General features: G+C 61.9%; 22 protein-coding genes. 6 read left to right on the top strand and 16 right to left on the bottom strand.

Annotated features, from left to right (window positions below):
• The 3 genes from NW826_RS00840 to NW826_RS00830 all read left to right on the top strand — a co-directional run.
• Positions 1-235 (top strand): hypothetical protein (locus NW826_RS00840; RefSeq protein ID WP_414509196.1); only part of this gene is annotated, 235 nt, incomplete at its 5' end.
• 40 nt (positions 236-275) lie between these two features.
• The gene (locus NW826_RS00835) at positions 276-455 is read left to right on the top strand and encodes a hypothetical protein (protein ID WP_414509195.1); all 180 of its coding nucleotides are present in this window, start codon (positions 276-278) and stop codon (positions 453-455) included.
• A 207-nt stretch (positions 456-662) separates the two neighbouring features.
• Positions 663-2,324 carry a hypothetical protein gene (locus tag NW826_RS00830; protein WP_414509194.1) on the top strand — a complete coding sequence of 554 codons (1,662 nt, stop codon included), beginning with the start codon at positions 663-665 and terminating at the stop codon, positions 2,322-2,324.
• Between the two features lie 108 nt (positions 2,325-2,432).
• Here the strand turns inward: NW826_RS00830 and NW826_RS00825 are convergent, their stop codons facing one another.
• Entirely contained in the window at positions 2,433-3,791 is a 1,359-nt protein-coding gene (locus tag NW826_RS00825) for a peptidase M8 (protein WP_414509193.1), read from the bottom strand.
• Between the two features lie 210 nt (positions 3,792-4,001).
• Between NW826_RS00825 and NW826_RS00820 the strand changes: the two genes are divergently transcribed.
• On the top strand, positions 4,002-5,270 hold the full coding sequence (locus NW826_RS00820) for a class I SAM-dependent methyltransferase (protein ID WP_414509192.1): 1,269 nt from the start codon (positions 4,002-4,004) through the stop codon (positions 5,268-5,270).
• 58 nt (positions 5,271-5,328) lie between these two features.
• Here NW826_RS00820 and NW826_RS00815 read toward each other — a convergent pair whose 3' ends face one another.
• From NW826_RS00815 to rpmJ, 14 genes are all read right to left on the bottom strand, one after another.
• Positions 5,329-6,450 (bottom strand): ABC transporter ATP-binding protein, encoded by a 1,122-nt coding sequence (locus NW826_RS00815; RefSeq protein WP_414509191.1) that lies wholly within the window; start codon positions 6,448-6,450, stop codon positions 5,329-5,331.
• Positions 6,451-6,777: 327 nt separating this feature from the next.
• A complete protein-coding gene (locus NW826_RS00810) occupies positions 6,778-7,218 on the bottom strand; it encodes an Hsp20/alpha crystallin family protein (RefSeq protein WP_414334846.1) in 441 nt (146 codons plus the stop codon).
• Between the two features lie 178 nt (positions 7,219-7,396).
• The gene (locus tag NW826_RS00805) at positions 7,397-7,690 is read right to left on the bottom strand and encodes a PepSY domain-containing protein (protein ID WP_414334845.1); all 294 of its coding nucleotides are present in this window, start codon (positions 7,688-7,690) and stop codon (positions 7,397-7,399) included.
• A gap of 54 nt (positions 7,691-7,744) precedes the next feature.
• A complete protein-coding gene (gene acnB, locus NW826_RS00800; RefSeq protein WP_414368898.1) occupies positions 7,745-10,378 on the bottom strand; it encodes a bifunctional aconitate hydratase 2/2-methylisocitrate dehydratase in 2,634 nt (877 codons plus the stop codon).
• A 79-nt stretch (positions 10,379-10,457) separates the two neighbouring features.
• The gene (gene prfA / locus NW826_RS00795; RefSeq protein ID WP_414334843.1) at positions 10,458-11,540 is read right to left on the bottom strand and encodes a peptide chain release factor 1; all 1,083 of its coding nucleotides are present in this window, start codon (positions 11,538-11,540) and stop codon (positions 10,458-10,460) included.
• Positions 11,541-11,604: 64 nt separating this feature from the next.
• Positions 11,605-11,829 carry a 50S ribosomal protein L31 gene (gene rpmE, locus NW826_RS00790; RefSeq protein ID WP_414334842.1) on the bottom strand — a complete coding sequence of 75 codons (225 nt, stop codon included), beginning with the start codon at positions 11,827-11,829 and terminating at the stop codon, positions 11,605-11,607.
• A gap of 77 nt (positions 11,830-11,906) precedes the next feature.
• Positions 11,907-12,320 (bottom strand): 30S ribosomal protein S9, encoded by a 414-nt coding sequence (gene rpsI / locus NW826_RS00785; protein WP_414334841.1) that lies wholly within the window; start codon positions 12,318-12,320, stop codon positions 11,907-11,909.
• Positions 12,317-12,772 (bottom strand): 50S ribosomal protein L13, encoded by a 456-nt coding sequence (rplM, locus tag NW826_RS00780; RefSeq protein WP_414334840.1) that lies wholly within the window; start codon positions 12,770-12,772, stop codon positions 12,317-12,319. Before rplM ends, rpsI begins: the two co-directional genes overlap by 4 nt.
• 44 nt (positions 12,773-12,816) lie before the next feature.
• Positions 12,817-13,659 (bottom strand): tRNA pseudouridine(38-40) synthase TruA, encoded by an 843-nt coding sequence (gene truA, locus NW826_RS00775; RefSeq protein ID WP_414334839.1) that lies wholly within the window; start codon positions 13,657-13,659, stop codon positions 12,817-12,819.
• 9 nt (positions 13,660-13,668) lie between these two features.
• Positions 13,669-14,019: a 50S ribosomal protein L17 gene (rplQ, locus tag NW826_RS00770; protein ID WP_414334838.1), complete on the bottom strand. Its 351-nt coding sequence runs from the start codon at positions 14,017-14,019 to the stop codon at positions 13,669-13,671.
• Between the two features lie 91 nt (positions 14,020-14,110).
• On the bottom strand, positions 14,111-15,115 hold the full coding sequence (locus NW826_RS00765) for a DNA-directed RNA polymerase subunit alpha (protein WP_414334837.1): 1,005 nt from the start codon (positions 15,113-15,115) through the stop codon (positions 14,111-14,113).
• A 144-nt stretch (positions 15,116-15,259) separates the two neighbouring features.
• The gene (rpsK, locus tag NW826_RS00760; RefSeq protein WP_414348903.1) at positions 15,260-15,646 is read right to left on the bottom strand and encodes a 30S ribosomal protein S11; all 387 of its coding nucleotides are present in this window, start codon (positions 15,644-15,646) and stop codon (positions 15,260-15,262) included.
• Between the two features lie 63 nt (positions 15,647-15,709).
• Positions 15,710-16,093, bottom strand: coding sequence for a 30S ribosomal protein S13 (gene rpsM, locus NW826_RS00755; RefSeq protein ID WP_414334835.1), 384 nt, complete (start codon positions 16,091-16,093; stop codon positions 15,710-15,712).
• 233 nt (positions 16,094-16,326) lie between these two features.
• Positions 16,327-16,443: a 50S ribosomal protein L36 gene (gene rpmJ, locus NW826_RS00750; RefSeq protein WP_011433187.1), complete on the bottom strand. Its 117-nt coding sequence runs from the start codon at positions 16,441-16,443 to the stop codon at positions 16,327-16,329.
• A gap of 146 nt (positions 16,444-16,589) precedes the next feature.
• Here rpmJ and NW826_RS00745 point away from each other — a divergent pair, with 146 nt between their 5' ends.
• Both NW826_RS00745 and NW826_RS00740 read left to right on the top strand, forming a co-directional pair.
• A complete protein-coding gene (locus NW826_RS00745; RefSeq protein WP_414509190.1) occupies positions 16,590-18,563 on the top strand; it encodes a carboxypeptidase regulatory-like domain-containing protein in 1,974 nt (657 codons plus the stop codon).
• Between the two features lie 63 nt (positions 18,564-18,626).
• Complete coding sequence (locus NW826_RS00740; RefSeq protein ID WP_414509189.1) at positions 18,627-19,655, top strand: carboxypeptidase-like regulatory domain-containing protein; 1,029 nt, start codon at positions 18,627-18,629, stop codon at positions 19,653-19,655.
• Here NW826_RS00740 and NW826_RS00735 read toward each other — a convergent pair.
• On the bottom strand, positions 19,652-21,652 hold the full coding sequence (locus tag NW826_RS00735; RefSeq protein WP_414509188.1) for a hypothetical protein: 2,001 nt from the start codon (positions 21,650-21,652) through the stop codon (positions 19,652-19,654). The two genes, NW826_RS00740 and NW826_RS00735, sit on opposite strands and share 4 nt — an antisense overlap.
• Between the last annotated feature and the right edge of the window lie 20 nt (positions 21,653-21,672).

The following is a 21,672-nucleotide window of genomic DNA, read 5'->3' as shown; positions in this document are numbered from 1 at the left end:
ACTCCTGCCCCCGCCGCTCAGCTTCAGAGACATCTATGACGCGAACAACCACACCGAGGCAATCCCCCTCAGCGTCGGGCACGCCCACACCGACGCCAACCCCCACACCGACGCCAACCGCAACGCCCACACCAACCCCAACCCCTACACCCACGCCGACACCTACCCCTGCGGGCCCGCAGCTCACCATTCCGGGGCTGCCTGCCGGCGCGACGGTCACCATTCGCCAGGCTGATGGCACAATCATCGCCACCTCCACGTCGGTATCCGGCAACGTGGCCACCTTCTCCGGGCCCTTTACCATCCCCTTCGGTGGCCAGATCCGGGTGACGCCGGCCATTGCCTCGCCGTCGGCAATCACGGTGGGCGGCACGACGCTGAGCACCTTCGACAACACCACCAATCCCGGCAGCACCACCTACTTCAACTTCGGGCCGGGCATCTCGGTAAACTAGCTTGAGGTTGGCTGCCACAGAAGTCTCGGGAGGGCATTGGGTTGCCCTTCTTTTTTCCTTTACGGGCAGGTGGTCTTTTTCCGCCCCAACGTTATTTTTATGCGCGAACTTGGGTAGGATTTCCTTAAGCCAGTTTCCCTGCAGTGAGCCAGATGGCCTCTGCCCAAGACTTCAGCCCCTTTGAGTCTTAACCAACGGAGGCTAAGTATGACTGTTCGGGATCCCAAAACCAACCTGCGCTCTTCGCTGCTTTCGCTGCTGCTAACCTCCTCCCTGGTGGGGGGAGCAGTAGCCTGTTCCTTTTCCGAGGCACCCAGCGTTACCCAAGTTCTGCCAACCCTCTCTGCTCAAGTTCCGGAGACACCTGCGTCGCCGCCCAGTAGCATCGCCTTCTACTACGACGGGGTGAAGACCTCTGTCACCATCAAGGATGCAGCGGTGCTCTTTGCTGCCTGCACCCTCAACACGGGCGACTCCACCAAGATTGTGAATTTTGTCAACAATACCCTGAAGCTTCAGCCGCCGATCACCCCTGCTGATGTTACGGGGCTGGGCGACCCGCTCAAGCCGGCCATTTCCGACTTCACGGGCGACGGCGTGGTGAACTGCAACGACGCGGCGATGCTGTTTGCGGCAGTTACTGTAGGGACGGATGCCGCCAAAATCAACCAGTTTGTCTCCAACACGCTGAAGATCCCGGGCATCAACGTCACCCAAACCCAGCTCGATAGCTTCTTCAAGCCTACTCCAACACCTAGCCCGACCCCGACGCCGACGCCGACGCCCACACCGACGCCGACGCCCACACCGACGCCGACGCCCACACCGACGCCGACGCCCACACCGACGCCGACGCCCACGCCGACCCCGGCTGCCCAGTTCTACATACACCCAACGCTTGGCAATGATACTACTAACCTTGGTACTTCACCCGCTCAGCCATTTAAGACCGTGGAGAAGGCCCTGACCTCCACCGCAGTTCAAACGGCAGCCAGCCTTGGTGGTGGGACAAATGTGATTGTGACGATCTTGGACGACGGAACAGAGACACCCGCGGCTAACGTTACCAGTCTTGCTTTGGCAAGTGGATCCGTCACAGTGGTTCCTGACAGTGGCGTTAACTTTATTCTCAATTTGAATAACCAAACTTTAACCCTCAACAAGGGCTATAAGCTCCAGGGGATCCAGATTACCAGTGGGGATCCTGCTACTAATACCACCGCCGCAGCCGCCATCACCCTTAACGCCGCGGGTACTCCTCTGAAAGACATCAACATTAACTGTACGGGTATTACCGATAGTACTGGCACTTCAGTTGGACAAGGCGACAAATGTGTTCGCGTGCCAAACACCGTCGGGGGCACTGTCATTCTCGACAACGTAGATATTTCTATTCCAAGCAACAAGGACTTCGTTACCGGTATTTTGCATGAGGGCATTGGCACTCTCAAGGTAATAAACGGTAGCTCTGTTGTGGCTGCAGGATCAGGGAATGCTCAGGGCGTTGTAGGTATTTACGGGAAAACGACTTCCGGCTCTGTGGAGGTGAGTGGCAGCACCGCAAGCTTGAGCGCGATTACAGCCACTGGAGGGAATGTTTTCTCTATTCTCCTATCAGGCCCCATTGCTTCTGGAAAAGTGGAGGGAGGATCGTCAATTCAAGTAAGAGAAGGAACGGCGACAGCAATTGGGGTTTGTGTTAAGGCTACTGGCACTGTAACTGTGCAAGGTAACACCTTCACGAATACTGGGGTACCAACCAATAGCATCGGTATCTGTGAAGCCGCAGGAACTGCAACCAATATTAGCAACACCTTCACCAACTTTCCTCCAGGCAACAATTTCGTAACCCTCTGCACTTGCCCCTAACCTCTCCCATCTCTTCTCTCTTTTGGCCTCCGCTGGGGGCCTTTTTCTATACCAAAGTGGCCCTGCCGGGCAACAGCCAGCAGGGCCATCCACAGTTTAGGTGTTGTCCTAGGGCAACAGCCGCGTCTCGCCGCCAATGGGCCCAAAGATGGCGTCGTCGCCCAAGAAGAGCCATTCTCCTGTCGGCGGCAGGCGGCGGCCTTCTGGGGGCAGCTCATAGGGATCCGCCGCCGCAAGATTGATGCCAGTAAACCCCAGATCCTGCATGGCCGCTGCCGTAATGCGGCTAAGAACGGGGCGCAGGGGCGGAGGGGGCAGGATAGGCGTCATCAGCTCAAGGCCCAACGTCTCCCGCCAGTGAGCTTCTACCTGCAGCTCCACCGGCACATTGCCAAGTCCGCCGAGGCTGTTGTACTGAGCCACAGCCTGACGGCCCGCAAAGCGCGGGTTACTGGTGCCACGGTTGAGGAGAAGGGAATCCCAGTTGCGTATGGTGCCAAAGCCGAGCACATGGCCCAACTCGTGCAGAACCACGTGGAATAGACGCCCCTCAGCTTCTAGCCTGGCCAGATCGGCAGGGTCTAGCCCTACTCTGCCATAGGGGAAAATGCCGATCCCGGGCCGGGGAGAGCCACAGGGGCCACCTTGGCCAATGGCCCCCCCCGGAGCGCTAGGGCCAGAGAGAAGCCGGGCGCCGGTCACCTGCACCAAGATGTCGTCCACCCGGCGATCGACCAGCGCTGTTGGCGGGAAACCAGCTAGGCATAGACCGGCCTGCAGCGTTACGGCAACATCGGGCAGATCGCCGGTGATGATCTGCTCCCAGCGCCGGGCCGCTTGCAGAACAATATCGCGCTGGGAAGGGCTGAGGCTATCGTCGATAAATTCAACCTCGATGTTGAAGCCGCCGGCAGGGGGAGTAGGCGAGGGCGAGGCCGTTGGAGAGGCAGAAGGAGTGGGCGAGGCCGTCGGCGGGACAAACCCCGGCCCCGGCAACCTGGCTGCCTGTTCGGGCGTCAGGTTAAGGGGAGGCTGCAGCCGCAGCACATTGTTGACAAAGGTGTTGATGCGGTTGGCGTCGCGGGTTTGCAGAGTGGCAATGGCAAACAAAATGGCCGCGTCCTGAATCGTTCCCCCCCTGCCGTCGCCATCGAAATCGGAGATGGCAACCGGGTTGGGGTTGGCCGTGGTCACCTCAGCCAAAGTTATGGGAGGCTGCACCCGCAAAACGTTGTTGACAAAGCTAACAATCTGGCTGGGCTGGGTGATCCCGCTGGCGATGGCAAAGGCAATGGCGGCATCGCGAATGGTCACCGATTGGGGGTTGCCGTCGTAGTAGGCGGCAGGGGTGGAGGAGGCCGTCTCTGGCCGGCTGATCAAGCCAGGCCCCGTGGCCAGGCCGCAGGCTGCCAGGATCCCAAAGAGAAAAGCTACCGCCAACAGCAGCAGGCGCCTGCGTGAGCCCATAGAAAAAAACCTTGACAGAAAAAAATAAGTTCCTGCCTCAATGAGGACGGCAAGCCAACACTAAGGCAGCGCCATCAAAAAGTTACCAGCAAAGATGACCAGCTTCAAGGCCAGGGGAACGCCGGAGAGGCCAATAGGTTGCCGGCTGTGCAGTACGATAGAGTGCGTGCTAAGAGTGTTGGGATACCTAAAAAAAATAGGGAGACCACCATGGCAGAGACAACTGTGTCCAACCCCGTACAGGCGCAGTTTGACGAGTTTCCATACCCGAACGTGCCGATTGAGCAGACGGTTACCGACAACCTGGCCTTGTTTGCCAACAGCCTCACAACAGCCAGGTACCTGCGGGATCGCAAGGTGGTACTGCCAGAAGGCAAGGTGATGCTCAATGCCGGCTGTGGCTCCGGTTGGGAAACCTTGGTTTTGGCAACCGCCAACCCTGGCGCTCGCTATGTGGGAGTGGATATTTCACCTGAATCCGTCAAGCTGGCGGAGCAGCGCTTCAAGTTCCACAAGATCGAGAACGCCAGCTTTCATGTTATGGACATTACCGACATGACGGCGCTGGGGGAGGAGTTTGATTTTATCGCCTGCAACGACGTTCTCTACCTGCTGGAGGATCCGGTGGCCGGTTTGAAAGGCATGCGGCAGGTGCTCAAGCCCGACGGGATCATTCGCAGCAATGTGCACAGCCTTTATCAGCGGCAGTTTATCTTCAACATGCAGGATGCGATGGAGCTGCTGGGGGTGATGGATGAGCCAGCGGCCAAAGCTGTACCGCTGCTGCGGGAGGTGATGGAAGCTCTCACCGACGCCAGCTTTGTGAAGAGCCACTGGAACGGCGATGCCATCAAAACCACAGGGGGAATTCTGGCCAATTTCCTGCTGCGCAGCGACAAGGGCTTTACGGTGCCGCAGGTGTTTGAGATGTTAAGGCAGGCCGGCCTTGAGTTTATTAGCATGGTGAACTGGCAGCAGTGGAAGGTGGAGAGGGTTTTGACCAAGCCGGTGCCCTACACGATGCGGCAAATCAATAAGTTAAGCGAGGAGCAAAAGCTTCACTTCATCGAGCTGGTTTTCCCCAACATGACCCGCCTGATCGACTTTTGGTGTGGGCACCCCGGCATTCCCAAGCCTGAGCCGTTTACGAACGACGAATGGTGGAATGGCACTGTACAAGCCCACCCGCTTTTGGTGAGGTTGGATGCCAAGCAGGCGTTCCTCAACGCCATTCGCGACAACGGGCCTGTCAACATCAACGGCTGGCCGGGCGCTGAGGGGAACATTACCATCGATCCTTTCTCGGTGCGCTGGCTGGTGGATGTCTTCGGCCCCTTGCCGGTGCCGGTGCAATCGCTGGTTCACAAAACCATGGAGATTATGGACTGGACGCAGGAAGAAGCGTTTAGCCAAGTGTTGGCCAACCTGAAGTTTTTGGAAGAGCGCCTGGTGATTCTCCTAAACTCACCCCTACGGTAAGGGCGACTGCAGTTAGCAGCTTTTCCAAGCCCCCTAGCTTTCCGGGGGCTTTTCAGCGTTATCCCAGCCGCTCCTCGGTTTGCGGGTCAAAGAGGTGGAAGCGATCCATGTCAAAGACCACTTCTGCCCATTGGTTGACGCGAAGCTGGGTACGGGGATCCACGCGGGCCACAAACTCCTGCTCGGGGAGGATCCCTTCGGCGTCGGTGGTGCTGAGGTGGAGGATGACCTCGTGGCCCATCAGCTCGGCGACCGAGACTTTGGCGCGCACGCGGGCGGGTTGGATCCCTGGGGGTTGGTACTGGGGATCGTGGATGTTTTCCGGGCGGATGCCGAAGATGACCGGCTGGCCGGCGCGGGGCCGATAGGGATCCGCCTGGTGAGGGGGGATGGGCACGCGGAAGGCGCCGCTATCGACCCAGAGGGTGCCCTCTTGCTCCCGCAGCTTGGCTGAGAAGAAGTTCATGGAAGGGCTGCCGATGAAGCCGGCCACAAACAGGTTGGCGGGGCGGGTGTAGAGGGCCTGGGGGGTGTCCACCTGCTGCAGGCGGCCATCCTTCATGACGGCGATGCGGTTGCCCATGGTCATGGCTTCCACCTGGTCGTGGGTGACGTAGATGAAGGTGGTGCCCAGTTGCATGTGCAACTTGCTGATCTCGGCCCGCGCCTGCACCCGCAGCTTGGCGTCGAGGTTGGAGAGGGGCTCATCCATCAAAAACACCGCCGGGTTGCGCACAATGGCCCGCCCGACGGCGACCCGCTGCCGCTGTCCACCGGAAAGTTCCTTGGGCTTGCGGTGGAGCAGGTGTTCGATCCCCAGCCGCTTGGCCACCCCCCGAACTCGGCTTTCGATCTCCGCCCTAGGCAGGCCACGCAGCTTGAGGCCAAAGGCCATGTTCTCGGCCACAGTCATGTGGGGGTAGAGGGCGTAGGACTGGAAGACCATGGCGATATCCCGATCCTTGGGGGGGACATCGTTGACCACTCGGTCGCCGATGTAGATGGAGCCGGCGCTCACCTCTTCCAGGCCGGCCAGCATGCGCAAGGAGGTGGTCTTGCCACAGCCGGAGGGGCCGACGAAGACGAGAAATTCCCCATCTTCGATGGCGATGTTCAGGTCGTGGACGGCCGTGGTGTCGCCGTAGCGCTTGGTAACGTGTTCGTAGGTCACGCTGGCCATGCTCTCGCTCCCCAGCCACTTCGCCCTCAACCTTATCCAACCCCAGGGGCAGAGGTCAAATCGGATCCCTGGGAGGGAGTATTCCCTCACCCCCGGCCCCTCTCCCAAGGGGAGAGGGGAGGTAGGGATAGCGCTCCGCGCCACCACCCCCGGCCCCTCTCCCAGCCCAAGCGCTCCGCGCCGCTCACGCGACCACCCCCAGCCCCTCTCCCTCAGGGAGAGGGGAGTTGAGGATGGACAAGCCAAAAAGCAAAAAAGGTAGGCTCATGGCCTACCCTCTGGGATCTGGATTTTGCTTAAGCCGAAAGTGGCGCTTGTCTCAGGCAATTAGGAGACAACGTTCACTTTGACCACTTGGGCTTTTTCAGAGTCCGCTTTGGGCAGGGTGAGGGTGAGGATGCCATCTTTGTATTCCGCTTTCACCTGATCGTGCTTGATCCGGTTGGGCAGCGGGATCACCCGTTGGAAGCGCCCGTAGCGGAACTCGGTGCGGGTTACGCCTTTGTCTTCGGAGCGTTTTTCAAAGCGCCGCTCACCGCTGATGGAGACCGCTTCCGCCGTCGCTTGGATGTCCAGATCGTTGGGGTTCAAGCCGGGCAGCTCCAGCTTGAGGGTAATGGTCTCTGGATCGTCGTGCATTTCCACCGCCGGCACGAAGGCAAAGGCATCGGTCTCGGCGGGACGGGTCATCAGCCGGTCGAACATCCGGTTCATTTCCCGTTGAATTTCGTCAATTTCCCGGAAGGGATCCCAGCGAACCAGAGCCATATCTATCCACCTCCTGATAGATTTTGGTTAACTTTTGGTTAGCTTCTCTTTAAGCTTTACTCACAAGGCTTTAGCCTAGCCTCTGTACATTAAAATAAGCTTTCTGGCTGGCTCCAGAGGTCGAGTTTTCTGGAAATCGGTTGGGGTATTTTCTCACCCAAGAATCAGGAGAAAGCTCTCAGGAATCGCTGCGCTGGGGCGGACGATGGGATCTCGTTTGCAACCACAAACTCAGGCCGGTAGCCACCATCACCAACAGCCCCAGGCCGTTTAAGAAGGGGTAGATGGCCTGCAGATCCAGCGGCCCCCACTGCCCTTTGTGGATTTGGATTAGCCAGTAGTAGTCCAAGTTGTCGTTGAGGCGGGCAATTTGGTAGAGGGATCCCGTCACCACCGTCACCACCAAGGGCAGGGCCAGGATGGGAGCGAGGGCGCGGTGGATCTGGCGGGTGAGTTTTCTGGACAGGGCCATCAGGATTTCTCCAAGGCTAGCAAACCATGCTGCCATGGTATCAGGGTGGCCCCTTTAGGAACGGATCCCGAGGACTTCCTCCAGCTTGGGCATTTGCTCGCGGGGGATGATCCGCCCTTCGTCCTCAAAGCCGGGGATCTCGTGGAAGTTGAGGTAGCGGTACAGCTCGCCGGCAAAGGGCTGGATCTTGGTGGCCACGATCTCCCGGTATTCCTCAGGGGTAGGGATCCGCCCCAGGAGGGCGCAGGCAGCCGCCAGCTCGGCGGATCCCAGATAGACCCGCGCGTCCTTGCCCATGCGGTTGTTGAAGTTGCGGGTGGAGGTGGACATGACGGTGGCCCCATCTGCCACGCGGGCCTGGTTGCCCATGCACAAGCTGCAGCCCGGCATTTCCGTCCTCGCGCCGACAGCGGCAAAGGTGCCGTACACCCCTTCGGCGCGCAGTTGCGCCTCGTCCATGCGGGTGGGTGGGCAGATCCAAAATTGGCGTACCTTGGCCCGACCTTGCCCTTCCAAGATCTTGGCGGCAGCCCGGTAGTGGCCGATGTTGGTCATGCAGGAGCCGATGAACACCTCGTCAATTTGGATGGGTGTGTCGGGGTTGCCTGCCGCGTGCTGGGCGTGGACTTCGCTTAGAGTCATCACCTTGTCGGGATCGTTGGGGGCACAGACGATCGGCTCGGTGATGCTGCTGAGATCAATCTCGATCACGGCAGCGTATTCGGCGTCGGGATCCGCCTCCATCAGGGTGGGGTTGGCCAGCCAGGCTTCCATCTTGGCGATGCGCCGCAGCAGAGTTCTCGCATCCTGATAGCCGCGGGCGATCATGTTTTTCAGCAGCACCACGTTGGAGCGCAGGTACTCGGCGACCGTCTCGACGCTGAGCTTGATGGTGCAGCCGGCGCAGTTGCGCTCTGCCGAGGCGTCGGTAAACTCGAAGGCTTGCTCCACCTTGAGATGGGGCAGGCCCTCGATCTCCATAATTCGCCCGGCAAAGACGTTTTTCTTGCCCTGCTTCTCGACGGTGAGCAGCCCCCGCTGGATGGCCACGTAGGGGATGGCGTGGACGATGTCCCGCAGGGTGATCCCGGGTTGCAATTCCCCCCGGAAGCGCACCAGCACCGACTCCGGCATATTGAGGGGCATCACCCCCATGGCGGCGGCAAAGGCCACCAGCCCCGATCCCGCCGGGAAGGAGATGCCCAGGGGGAAGCGGGTGTGGGAGTCGCCCCCGGTGCCGACGGTATCCGGCAGCAGCATGCGGTTGAGCCAGGAGTGGATGATGCCGTCGCCGGGCCGCAGGACAACGCCCCCCCGCGAGGCAAAAAAGTCGGGCAGCTCTTTATGGATCTGGATGTCCACCGGCTTGGGATAGGCGGCGGTGTGGCAGAAGCTCTGCAGCACCAGGTCGGCGCTGAAGCCCAGGCAGGCCAGCTCCTTCAGCTCGTCGCGGGTCATGGGCCCGGTGGTGTCCTGGGATCCCACCGTGGTGATCAGCGGCTCACAACTGGTGCCCGGGCGCACCCCCGGCAGCCCACAGGCTTTGCCGACAATTTTCTGGGCCAGGGTATAGCCTTTGCCGGTGTCGGCGGGCGGGGTGGGACGGATAAATAGGGGAGAGGGATCCAGCCCCAGGGCCTGGCGGGTTTTGTCGGTGAGGGCCCGGCCAATCAAGAGGGGGATGCGGCCCCCCGCCCGCACCTCGTCCGGCAGGGTCACAGGCCGCAGGGAAAAGGTGGAGAGGACTTGGCCATCCTCAGAGCGGATGACGCCTTCGTAGGGATAGATGGTGACCACCATGCCCGTCTCCAGCCGCGAGACCTCGCACTGGATGGGCAGGGCGCCGGCATCTTCGGCGGTGTTGAAGAAAATAGGCGCGATCGTGCCCCCCAGAATCACCCCGCCGGCCCGCTTGTTGGGCACATAGGGAATGTCGTGGCCAATGTGCCAGAGCAGGGAGTTGAGGGCGGACTTGCGGGAGGATCCCGTGCCCACCACATCCCCCACAAAGGCCACCGGATAGCCGCGGCGCTTCAGCTCGGCAATAGCAGCCAGGGATCCCGGTGCGCGCGACTCCAGCATGCTCTGGGCGTGCAGGGGGATGTCTGGGCGGGTGGTGGCGTGGGCGGCGGGGGAAAGGTCGTCGGTGTTGATCTCGCCAGCAATTTTGAACACCGTTACGGTGATGGCCTCGGCCAGGGGCGGCCTGGTAGTGAACCACTCTCCTTCAGCCCAGGACTGCAGCACCTGTCGAGCGCGGGCGTTGCCGGCCTGGCTGAGTTCCAGCACGTCGTGGAAGGCATCGAAAACCAGCAGCGTGTGGCTGAGGGCGCGGGCCGCCGCGGCGGCAATCTCCGGTCGTTCATCTTGCAGCAGCTCCAGCAGCACCTGGACGTTATAGCCCCCCAGCATCGTCCCCAAGAGCTCCACCGCCCGCAGGGGGGTAATCAGAGGTGAGCGCGCTTCTTCCTTGGCCACAGCTGCCAAAAAGCCCGCCTTCACATAGGCCGCCTCATCCACTCCCGGCGGCACCCGCTCTGCGAGCAGATGCAACAAAAAAGCTTCCTCGCCGGCAGGGGGATCCTTGAGCAGCTCGCACACCTGGCTAGTCTGGGCAGCGCTCAAGGGCAGCGGCGGGATCCCTTGATCCGCGCGGGCAGCAACATGTTGGCGGTACTCGGCCAGCATGGGGAGGATTCCTCGGGTCACTCGACATGGGTATTTATTCTACCGCCAGGTCGGCAGCAGGAAGGGATCCCAGCCCCACTTAGGATAGCTCCGCCAGCAGCTCTTTTTGGTATAGGCCAATACAAGCTTGGATTAACTCGTCCAGCTCCCCTTCCAAAATCGGCTCGAGCAGAAAATTCTGGTTGAGGCGGTGGTCGGTGACGCGGTTGTCCTTGTAGTTGTAGGTGCGAATTTTTTCCGAGCGGGATCCCGTTCCCACCTGCATGCGACGGGCGGAGCTGATGGAGGCCTGTTGCTCCTGCAGCTTCATCTCGTAGAGCTTGGCCCGCAAAATCTGCATCGCCCGCTGCCGGTTTTGCAACTGGGATCGCTCCTCGGTGCAGAAGACGCGGATGCCGGTGGGCTTGTGGAGGAGATCCACCGCCGTCTCCACCTTGTTCACGTTTTGGCCGCCCGCCCCGCCGGAGCGCGCCGTCTTGATCTCGATGTCCTTGGGGTCGATCACCACCTCCACCTCGTCCACCTCCGGCATCACCGCCACCGTGGCCGTCGAGGTGTGGACGCGCCCCTGCGCCTCTGTCACGGGCACCCGCTGCACCCGGTGCACGCCGGCCTCAAACTTCAGCTTGCTATAGACCTGGTCGCCGCGGATTTCCAGGATGGCCTCTTTGTAGCCCCCCATCTCTCCTTCCGAGAGGCTGGCCAGGCGCACCGACCAACCCATCTTCTCGGCGTAGCGGGTGTACATGCGGGCCAAATCAGCCGCCCACAGCGCTGCTTCCTCGCCCCCGGTGCCGGCGCGGATCTCCAACATGATGTTTTTTTCGTCGTTGGGATCCCGCGGCAGCAGCAGCAGGGTGAGCTGTTGCTCCAGTTGCTCTTGGCGGGCGCGCAGTTGCTCGAGTTCCGACCTGGCCATCGCCTCCAGCTCCGGATCGGAGGCCGCCTCGCGCAGCAGCTCTTCCGTCTGCTTCAGGTCGCGAGTCAGCTTCTGCCAATCGTGAAAAGCCTGCACGGTGGCTTCCAGGGAGGAGCGGGCCTTGGCGATCCGCTGCAGCTCCGCCGGATCCGTCGCCACATCAGGATCGGCCAGGCGCACCGTCAGCTCCTGAAAAGTGGCCTCGACGTTCTTAAGCTGCTCGATCAGTTGAGCAGAAGCCATGGGTCTAGCCTCACCGAGAAGTCTAAGCAGGGCCCAAATGGGGAACCTTGGTGCAGAAACTCGGCTACTTGGCTTTCTTGCTGCCGCCCATGCCGTACTTGCGCATGAACTTCTCCACCCGTCCTTCGCTGTCGATGATCTTCTGGCTGCCGGTGAAAAAGGGATGGTTGCCGGACCAAACGTCGACCTTCAGCTCCGGCTGGGTGGATCCCACCGTCATCACCACTTCGCCGTTGCAGATGACTTTGGCTTCGGGATACCACTGTGGGTGTATTCCTTTTTTGGGCATGGCAATCTCCTCCTCTGGGCTTGTTTCTATACCCTTGTCTACCAACATCGACCTTGAAAAAGCAATGGCGGGGATCCCTAGCGCTTCGAGTACTGGGGAGCCTTGCGAGCCTTGCGCAGGCCGTATTTCTTCCGTTCCACGGCGCGCGGATCCCGTTTTAGGTAGCCCTCTACCTTCAAGGGGCCGCGATTGGCCGGATCCACCTCGCAGAGGGCGCGTGCCACCCCCAACTTGATGGCATCGGCCTGGCCGTGGACGCCGCCCCCATGGGCTCGCACCAGGATGTCGTAGGCGTTCTCCAAACCAAGGATCTCCAGCGGCGCTTTTACGTTGGCCAATAGCGCTTCTTGATACTGCAGATACTGGTCTCCCGGCCTGTCGTTGATGAGGATCTTGCCGGTGCCGGGCACCAAGCGCACGCGGGCAACAGCGGTTTTGCGGCGCCCGGTTCCCCAATAAACGGCTCGATGGCTGCTGGCTGCTTGCGTCATGCTTTGGCTCCTGGGATCGTGTGAACAGGATACACCTGCGGCTGCTGGGCCTCGTGGGGGTGGTGGGGGCCGGCGTACACCTTCAGCTTGGTAAATTGCCGCCGGCCCAAACGGGTGTGGGGCAACATCCCCTTGACCGCCTTTTCCACCACCCGCTCCGGCAGGCGAGCTTGCAGTTGGGCAAAGGTCTCGACTTTCATGCCGCCAGGGCGGCCAGAGTGGCGATGGTAAAGCTTTTGGGTGCGCTTTTTGCCGGTGACCACCACTTTTTCGGCATTGATCACGATTACATAGTCCCCCGTATCCAGATGGGGGGTGAAGTCGGGCTTGTGTTTACCCCGCAAGAGGGTGGCCACGGCCGCGGCCAGGCGCCCCAGCCGCTGGTCGGCAGCATCCACCAGGTACCAGCGGGGCGCCGCAGTTTCGGGAGTGGGAAGGGGAGTTTTGTTCATGGCAGCTAAGGAGGACAGAACTGCAGGATTGGACAAGAAAACGCTCAGACCAAGGAAGGGACACCCACAGCCAGATGGCGGGCTTCAGGGGGCCCCAAAAAGGGCAACAGGTGGGCAAACTGCCGCCCAAAAGGATCCGCAGCGTAGCCCACGTCCAGCAAACACAACCCTTGCGGAGGGGCGCTGTAGCGGGTGCGCATCTGGCTCCAGTCGTTGTGCTGCCAGAGGTGGACAAATTGTTGCGGGCTGAGCTCGCCGCGGCCCACCACCTCCAGGGATCCCACCAGCAGCCGCATCATCCGGTAGAGGAAGCCGCTGGCCTGCACCTCGATGCTCACCAGATCCCCCAGCCGCCGGCAGAGCACCTCCTGCACCTGCACCCGCGAGTGGGGCCGGTCGGATCCGCGCCGCCGGAACGCTTCCAAGCTGTGCTCGCCCAGCAGGGAGTGGAGGGCCTCCGCCATCGGCTCCACCTGCAAAGGCCAACGCACCTGCCAGCTAAAGAGGCGCCAGAACACATCCGGCAGCTCCCGGTTCAGGATCAAGTAGCGATAGCGGCGCCAGCGGGCCGAAAAGCGGGCATGCCAGAAGTCAGGCACCTGAGCGGAAGCCAGTACCACCACATCTTCCGGCAGACAGTCGTTCAGCACCCGCGCCCACTCCGTGGGTGGGATGCCAGAGGTGGTGTCGAAGTGGGCCACCTGGCCTGAGGCATGAACCCCCGTATCGGTGCGCCCTGCCCCGTAGAGGGCCACCGGGTGCCCGGCCCGCGACGCAATCGCCTCCTCCAGCACCCCCTGTACGGTGCGGTGGCCCGCTTGACGCTGCCAGCCGCGAAAGCCGCTGCCGAGGTACTGAATTTTCAGGGCAATGCGACGGCTTTGCATGGGATCCCTTCACACCAGCTCGATGACCGCCATTTCCGCTCCGTCCCCCCGCCGACGCACGGTGCGCAGGATGCGGGTGTAGCCACCGGCCCGATCGCGGTAGCGCTCCGGCGCTTGCTCAAACAGAGAGCGCACCAGCTCCTTGTCGTAGACGTAGGCCAGGGCCTGCCGCCGCGCCGCCAAAGATCCCTCTTTGGCCAGGGTGATCATTTTCTCGGTGGTGGCGCGAATGGCCTTGGCGCGGGCTTTGGTGGTGGTGATCCGCCCTTCCCGCAGCAGAGCTGTGGTCAGCGCCCGCAGCAGGGCTTTGCGCTGGTCGGCAGGCTTGTTGAGGTGGGGGGTACGACGACGGTGACGCATGGTAACCTCTATCCTGGGCTCTTCGGGGATCCTGACTGAGTTTTGCGGTGACGCCGGCGGCGCCAAGCACCTTGGAGGGTTGCTTGGGGCTCTAGGCCTTGCCCTTTTCGCGGGCGCGGGGCAGCGTTAGGCCAAAGCGATTCTTGAGGGCCTGGATCACCTCTTCGGCAGATTTCTGGCCGAAGTTTTTGATCTCCAGCAGATCCTCCTCGGTGTAGACCAACAGATCCGCCACCGTATTGATCTGGGCTCGCTTCAGGCAGTTGTAGGCCCGTACCGATAGCTGCAGCTCCTCGATGGGGATCTGGTTCTTTTGGTTATCTTCGGTTTGCTGAGGCGCTACCGGCGCATCGAAGCTGACCTCCTGCAGGGGCGAGAACAAGCTCACCAAAATGCGGGCCGCTTGACTGAGGGCCTCTTGCGGAGTGAGGCTGCCGTTGGTCCAGATCTCTAATATTAGACGATCTTTTTCCAGAGACTGGCCGACCCGGGCTGCTTCCACCGTGTAGTTCACCTTGCGCACCGGCATGAAGACGGAGTCGATCTGCAGAAAATCGATGGCCGTCGATTTGCTGTCGGAGTAATCGACGGCGCGGTAGCCATGTCCCCGGCCAATCATAAACTCCATTTCCAAAATCGCCCCTTCCGCCAAAGTGGCAATGTGGTGGCGGGGGTTGATCACCTCCACTTCGCTGGGCAATTGCAGCTTCTCGGCGGTAACTTCCCCCGGCCCTTGCGCCACCAAACGGCCCACCTGCGTGTCAGGAGCCGTGGAGCGCAGCACCAGCTCCTTCATGTTGAGCAGGATCTCCATCACGTCTTCCCGCACTCCCGGCACCGTGGAGAACTCGTGGCTCACGCCGGCGATGCGGACAGCGGTTACTGCCGTCCCTTCCAGATTGGAGAGCAACACCCGCCGCAGGGCGTTGCCCACGGTGATCCCTTGGCCGCGCTCCAGCGGCCCCAGAGCAAATTTGCCGTAGTGAACGCCGGTGGCATCCTGATGGGATTCAACGCACTCGGTCTGGTAGGCAACAGCGCTTGCGCTCGCTTTGCTGCTCAAAGCATGGAGGGTTCGGCTGGTTTGAATCATCATAATGGCCCCGTCCGTCTGGCTGGATATCCGCTTGGAGAACTTATGAAACTTCAGAGGTCATCTCGGGCAAACCGGTCGCTGGCGCGGCGCGTAGCCTTGGAAGAAACCCCCCAGACGCTCGCCCGGCCCTCAAGGCGGGATCCTTTAGACACGCCGCCGCTTGGGGGGTCGGCAGCCGTTGTGGGGAATGGGGGTGATATCCCGAATGAGGGTGATCTCCAGGCCCGTTGCCTGCAGAGCGCGAATGGCGGTTTCCCGGCCGGCTCCTGGACCGCTCACCATCACTTCGATCTGACGCATGCCGTTCTCCATCGCCTGCCGCGCTGCATTTTCTGCGGCCATTTGGGCGGCGAAGGGGGTGCCTTTTTTGGCGCCTTTGAAGCCGGTAGAACCTGCCGAAGCCCAAGACACTACATCGCCGTTGGGATCGGTGATGGTGACGATGGTGTTGTTGAAGGTGGACTGAATATAGGCCACTCCGTTAGGAACGTTCTTTTTGACTTTACGTCCGCGCCGTTGCTGCCGAGCCATGATCCATGCGTCCTTGCAATCAACTGTTTGACAACTGTTTGGGATTGGAATGGTCGAAGGGTCTTATTTCTTGGCAGGAGCTTTCTTCTTGCCGGCAACCGTTTTCCTCACCCCCTTGCGGGTGCGGGCGTTGGTGCGGGTGCGCTGGCCGCGTACGGGCAGACCCAGGCGATGGCGGCGGCCTCGATAGGTGCCGATGTCGATCAGCCGCTTGATGTTCATCGCCTCTTGGCGGCGCAGATCCCCTTCCACCTGGTACTCGCCCTCCACCACCGTCCGTAGGGCGGCCACCTCGGCGTCGCTGAGGTCACGGGTACGAGTATCCGGGTTAATGCCGGTTTTCGCCAAAATTTGACGCGAGCGGGTGAGCCCAATGCCATAAATGTAGGTGAGGGCGATCTCAACTCGCTTTTCTCGAGGGATGTCAACTCCCGCAATCCGTGCCATAGTCTGGGATGCCTTATAATCCGACCAATCAAACTAACTCGAACAAACTTGCCCAAAAGAACTGAGTTGCCTGCCGGCTGCTAAGATTGGGATCGCCAAAGTGGGGAATGTGCCACAGCAAGGCCAAACGTGGGATCCATGCTCTCACCGCCGCCCAGGGCTCTGCTCCGTTGTGCTAGGCTCCGCTGTCTTTGTCTTCTGCTGCGATCCTGGACACAGCCGCCGTCGTGCCCTTATCCCTGCCGCTGCTTGTGCTTCGGGTTAGAAGAGCAAATCACCATCACCCGCCCATGGCGGCGGATAACTCGGCACTTTTCACAGATCCGACGGACGGAGGGCCGCACCTTCATGGTTGATCCTGCTAAAACCAGCGAATATCCATTCTAAGTTCGTCTGGGCAGCCTGTCAAAATGTGTTTGGGCTTCCGAGGGCAAGCGAACAGGCAGGTTGGCTATGCTGGGTCCAAGCAGGCGCGGCTCTGGGGTGGAGAAGGGCAATGCGGTGGCAGTGGCTGGTCGTGCTGGGCGGTGTGCTGGGGCTGGGCTCCCCGGTGTTGGGGCAATCGCCTGAAACAGGCTCTCCCGCTTCTGGGGGGAACCTCTCGGCGGCGGAAAACGGGCAGAGGGGGGAGGGGGATTGGCTTTTGCCCTTGCCCAGCTCTGCCGATCGCCTCGATGCGGTGCCGGAGCGGGGCTGGCTGGCGGTGGGACTGTTGGAAGCGCAGGCAGTGACGCTGCTGGATGGGGCGAGCGGGGATCCCCTGTGGCAGGTGGCGGTGGGCTTTGCCCCCGGCGTGGTGCGGGTGGATGCGGTGCAGCAGGTGGTCTATGCCTCCGGCCCCAATGCTCCTGGGGTGGTGGCCCTTGATTTGCTGACGGGGGAGCTGCTGCAGGCCTACGGGCTGCCGGCGGGGGTTTTGGATATGGCCGTGGATGCGGCCGGGGGGCGAGTTTTCGCCTCCATGCCCGCCGCCCAAAGTTTGGCGGTGATCCCCGCTCCCAACCGCCAACGGAATGGATCGGAGCCTCCGCAGGCCCGCAACTTGCCGCTGCCGGGGCCACCCTTGGCTTTGGCCTATGACCCAGAGCGGGGAGCCCTGTTTGTGGGCCTGGCCGGCGAGGATCCCCTCAGCCTGCTGGTGGTCAACCCCGACAATGGCGAGCTGTTGGCTCGCTGGCGCGGCGGCAACACTCCAGAAGCGATGGCTCTGGATGCCCAACGGCAACGCCTGGTGGTGCTCAACTCGGGCAGCCAGGATCTGACGGTGCTGGATCTGGGCCGCAGCGGCGAGGCCCTGCAGCGGATTGGCCTGGATTGGCGACCGACACGGCTGGCCCTTTCCGCCGATGGCCGCTGGGCCTACGTGACCTCCCGCAACAGCGACCGTCTGCAGGTGGTGGATCTGGAGGTGGGGCGATTGGCCGCCTCGCTGCGGCTGGCGGGACAACCCACGGGTTTGGTGAGGCTGGGGGAGCGGGATCTGTGGGTGGTGGCGGCAGGGATCCCGGCTTTGCGCCGTCTGGTGGATATTCAGGCTCAAGTTGGCGACGGACGGGCGGAGCCCTGGAATGGGGGGGCAAGCCAGCAGAATGGGATCCCCTCTTCCGGCAACCGCGGCGTGGTGACGGGGCGGGTGCTGGATATTGCCGGCCAACCCGTCCAGACGGGGGTTTTGCGCCTGGCCGCCACCTCCACGCAGCCCCCGCAGACGGTTCGCATCGCTGCCGACGGCACCTATGTATTGCCGGAGTTGCCGGCGGGGCTGTACCTGGTGGATGTGGAGGTGCCGGGGTTTCCGCCCACCAGCACCCAGGTGGAGGTGCGGGCCGGTTTTGTATCCACCCAAGATATTCGCCTGCCGCCGGGGCAGCCGGCCCGCCAGCCGGAGGGCATTGGCCTTTTGCCGGATGAGCCGGTTTACTCGGATGAGCTGGCCCGCCACCTCAGCCTGGCCCTGAAGGAGTTGCAGCCGCAGCGACCGGTGCTGCTTTTGAACGGGCCTTTGGGGCCGGATCCCCGCTTTGAGCCGCTTTTGCCCCTCATCCAGGGCCTCACTCTGTTGGATCGGGATGAGCGCTACACCGCCGACTTGGCCAAGCTGAAGGCCATCGGCGATGCCCTTGGCTTGCGCTACATTCTCTTGACCCAACTGCAGATTTCGCGGGACTACAACCGCCAGGGCAGCTCGCTGCTGAATACGGCCCTGCGCTTCCTGGCCCCGGCTGTGCCGGTGGAAATTCCCAATTTCACCCCCAACCAGTTGCGCAGCCGCGGCCTGGTGGTGGTGGTGGACTTGCAGCGGGATCGGCCGGGGGATCGGGCTCGCTACTATGAGGCCTATGGGCGGGATGATGTGGGCGGAGATCCGCTGTTTGAAGATGCGGCAGCGGGCCTGTTTCGGCTGCAGGTGCGCAACATGGTGCCCGTCTTTATCCAACAATGGCAGGCCAACAATCCCTTTTCTGGGTGAGGATCCCTGCAGCAGGATTTTGCCCTGATAGAACCGACTGCTACTACTGGATGCAGCCTTGCCATGCCTCTTTTCTTCTCTCTCAATTCTCGCGGGCGCAGGGTCAGCTTGGGCAGTTTGGCTCTCTGCGGCTGGCTGGCCCTGGCTGCAAGCGCATTGGCTCAGGCTCCGGCCACCCCCCTTCCTCGCTTCACGCCGCTGTTTCCTCCTCATAACAGAGACCAAGCGGGATCCCAGGCGCGGCTGGTGGGGCAGGTGAGCAACAGCCTGGGGCAGCCGGTGGCCGGGGCGCAGGTGCAGTTGGAGGGCATGGAGAACCCCAATCAACCTGTCCAAACCGACGAGCAGGGGGCGTTTGAGCTCGACCAGGCTCCTGCCGGACGTTGGATGTTGACCGTATGGCACCCCGACTACGAAAAGGCGGAGCACGAGATCCTGCTGCAGGCGGGCCTGACCACCCCTGTGGATGTGGTTTTGCAGGTGCCCATCCGGCCCCAACCCCGGCGTCGCCTCGGCATTTTGGGGGTAGGAGGGCTGGAACATACCCAGCTTTTGGGCCAGCGCCTGGCCATCGAAGCGGTGCGCCTGGGCCTGATCCCCAACAGCGAGAAGGTGGTGCCCCTGGACAACCGCCGCCTGCAGCCCCTTTTGCGCCAGGTGGGCTGGCCGGTCTACGAGCTGTTTGAGTGGGATCGCCGCAAGCCGGAAGCGGTGAGCCAGTTTTTCGATTACCTGGGCCTGGAGGCCATTGTCATCGCCCGCGTCGATGTCCTCACCCGCCCGGCCTCGCCGACGGAGGTGAGTCTGCGCTCCCGCAGCCGCCTGGAGCTGTGGCGGTTTGACGAGCAGGGCAACCTCATGGCGGAGGTTCTGGCAGAAGCCAGCCGCGATCAGGTGGAGCGGGGCAACCTCAACGCCGCTGAGCTGGCGCAGCTCTATCAAATCCAGGTCACCCAAATGGCCGGCGAAATCGGATCCCGCTGGAAAGCCAATTCCCCCCTGGCCCCTTACCTGGAACTGGCCCCAGGCGAGGCCCCACCGCCGCCCTCGCGCCTGGATACGGCTGTGGAGCTGGTCATCCCCACCCCCTAGCGACGACGGGAGGAGCCGCCCGAAGAGTGGCGGGAAGAGCTGCCCCCGGAGGAATGGCGGGAGGAGGAGCCGGAAGAACCAGAAGAGCCGCCCCAGGATCCCGTGCCCGAAGAGCGGCCAAAGTCCCTGTCCCAAGAGGAAGTCGAGGTAAAGACTGTAACGGTGCTGTGCCGCTCATCTTCTTGCTCCGCCTGCCACAGGGATCGCTCCAGGCGATCCAGCCTGTCTGCACAGCGCTGCAGAGCGGCTTGAACCCGCTCGATCTCTTGCTGGGCCTGATCGAAGTTCTGCTCGGAGAGGCTGTTCCAGCGCTGAATGGCCGGGATCCCCTCTTGGCTGATGTAGAGGAGGAGCCGCCTCGTTTCTTCCAGCGCTTTGCGCTCTTCCTGCGGTGGGTGGCGGAAGAAGCCCCCATACACCCGGCGATCCAGGTCGGGTAGGCGCTGCTTGAGGCTTTGGAGCTGAGTTTGCAGGCGGCTGAGCTCGGCCTGGTTTTTTTGGTGTTGCTGGACGTAGGCGCGGCTGTGGTTTTCTAGTCTGTCGATGGCGCTGTGCAGCTCGGGCAGGGATCCCAGGGCTGAGACCAGTTGGGCCAGGTCGTCGGCCTGCCGGGGAAAGCGGTAGCCCTGGTTTTGCCAAGTTTGCAGTTGAGCCAGCAGATCCAGCAGGCGGATCCCGGCCTCGGCCAGCTCCAACCCATCCAGATCCAAACCCCTTTGCTGCAGGGAGCGCACTTGGTTCAACAGCCCGGCCAAGCCAGAGCCGAGAGAGGTCGGGATCCCCGCAGGGGCTTGGCGCAATCGGTTTTCCAGAGTAGCCAGCTTGGCGGAGAGCAGAGCAGGGGCCTTCTGCAGGCGATCCAGCTCCCGTTGCACCCGCTCGATCAGGCCGAGAATGCCATCGGCATCCAAGCGGCTGGGATCCACCCGCAGCAGCTCGACTTTCAGGGGGCGACCTTCCAACTGTTGGCGCAGGTCTTCCAGTTGCCGCAGCAGGGATCCCCCTTCCTCGGCCAGGTTAGAGGGAAGAAACTGCACCGGGTTGAGCAGAGTTTGCAGTTGCTCTTCGCTGAGGTTGAGCAGGCGCTCACGGCTGCCCACCAGGCTGATGTAGAGGCGTTCCCAGGCTTCCACCTGCTGCTCCAGCTCCCTGAGGGTGGTGGGAGTTTGGTTGGAGAGCTGCCCTTGCACCCAAAAGGCCTGCGTGAGAGCCTGCCGACAGGCCTGCAAAGTCTCGAGGAGGCGGGATCCCAACTGTGGGTAGCGCTCCCCCCCCAAAATCAAATAAAGCCGGTAGAAGATAGTCTCCTCCGGCTTGTCACTGGGCAAGAGACCCTCTAGGGCCAAGAGCAGAGTGGCCACCGGAGCTTGCAGGACTTGGATCTGGTTTTGCAACTGCCGGCGGCGCCGCTGCCTGCGCCAGGAGATCGTGCCGCCGATCACCGCTGCGGCACCGGCCCCCACTCCCAGCAGCGGCCAGGGGGAAGGCGGAGGCGGATAGGCCAGCCGATAGCTCTGCTGCAGCCCGACCACCAGCGCCTGCGAGGGATCCCCTTGGCCAAGCAGCTCGCGCACCTGGGATCGGAGGTGTTGGTACTCGTGGTCGGCGGTATCGAGGCGGGTGCCGTAGAGGGTTTCGCCATAGGTGATGTTGAACCCCCAGGGCGGGAAAGTATCGGTGCTGGCGGCTACCGTCAAGCCGTTGCGGTCGTAAAAATCCACTTGCGACCGATCCCGCAGGCCGGCCTCTGCCTCCACACGATCCAAACGGGCAAACCAGGCCTGCTCCGAGGGATCCCGCGCATCGGTGAGATAAACCAGCACCCGAAAACCTTTCGCTGCCCAGGGGGCAGCCGCCTCGCAGACTTGCTTGGCATCCACCGCCAGCCTGGACTCCAGGCGCAAGGTGGCGTAGGGGCAAGCAACCCCTTGGGCTTGAACCGGGCTGGGGGCAAACAGCCACGCCAGTGCTAACAAAAGAGCGACGAGAAATTGCATGCTCCTGGCCCAGCCCGACA

Source organism: Synechococcus sp. OH20 (assembly GCF_047502685.1).
Taxonomy (GTDB): domain Bacteria; phylum Cyanobacteriota; class Cyanobacteriia; order Thermostichales; family Thermostichaceae; genus Thermostichus.
Note: the sequence above shows the minus strand (reverse complement) of the source record. Positions and strands in the feature narration are given on the sequence as shown.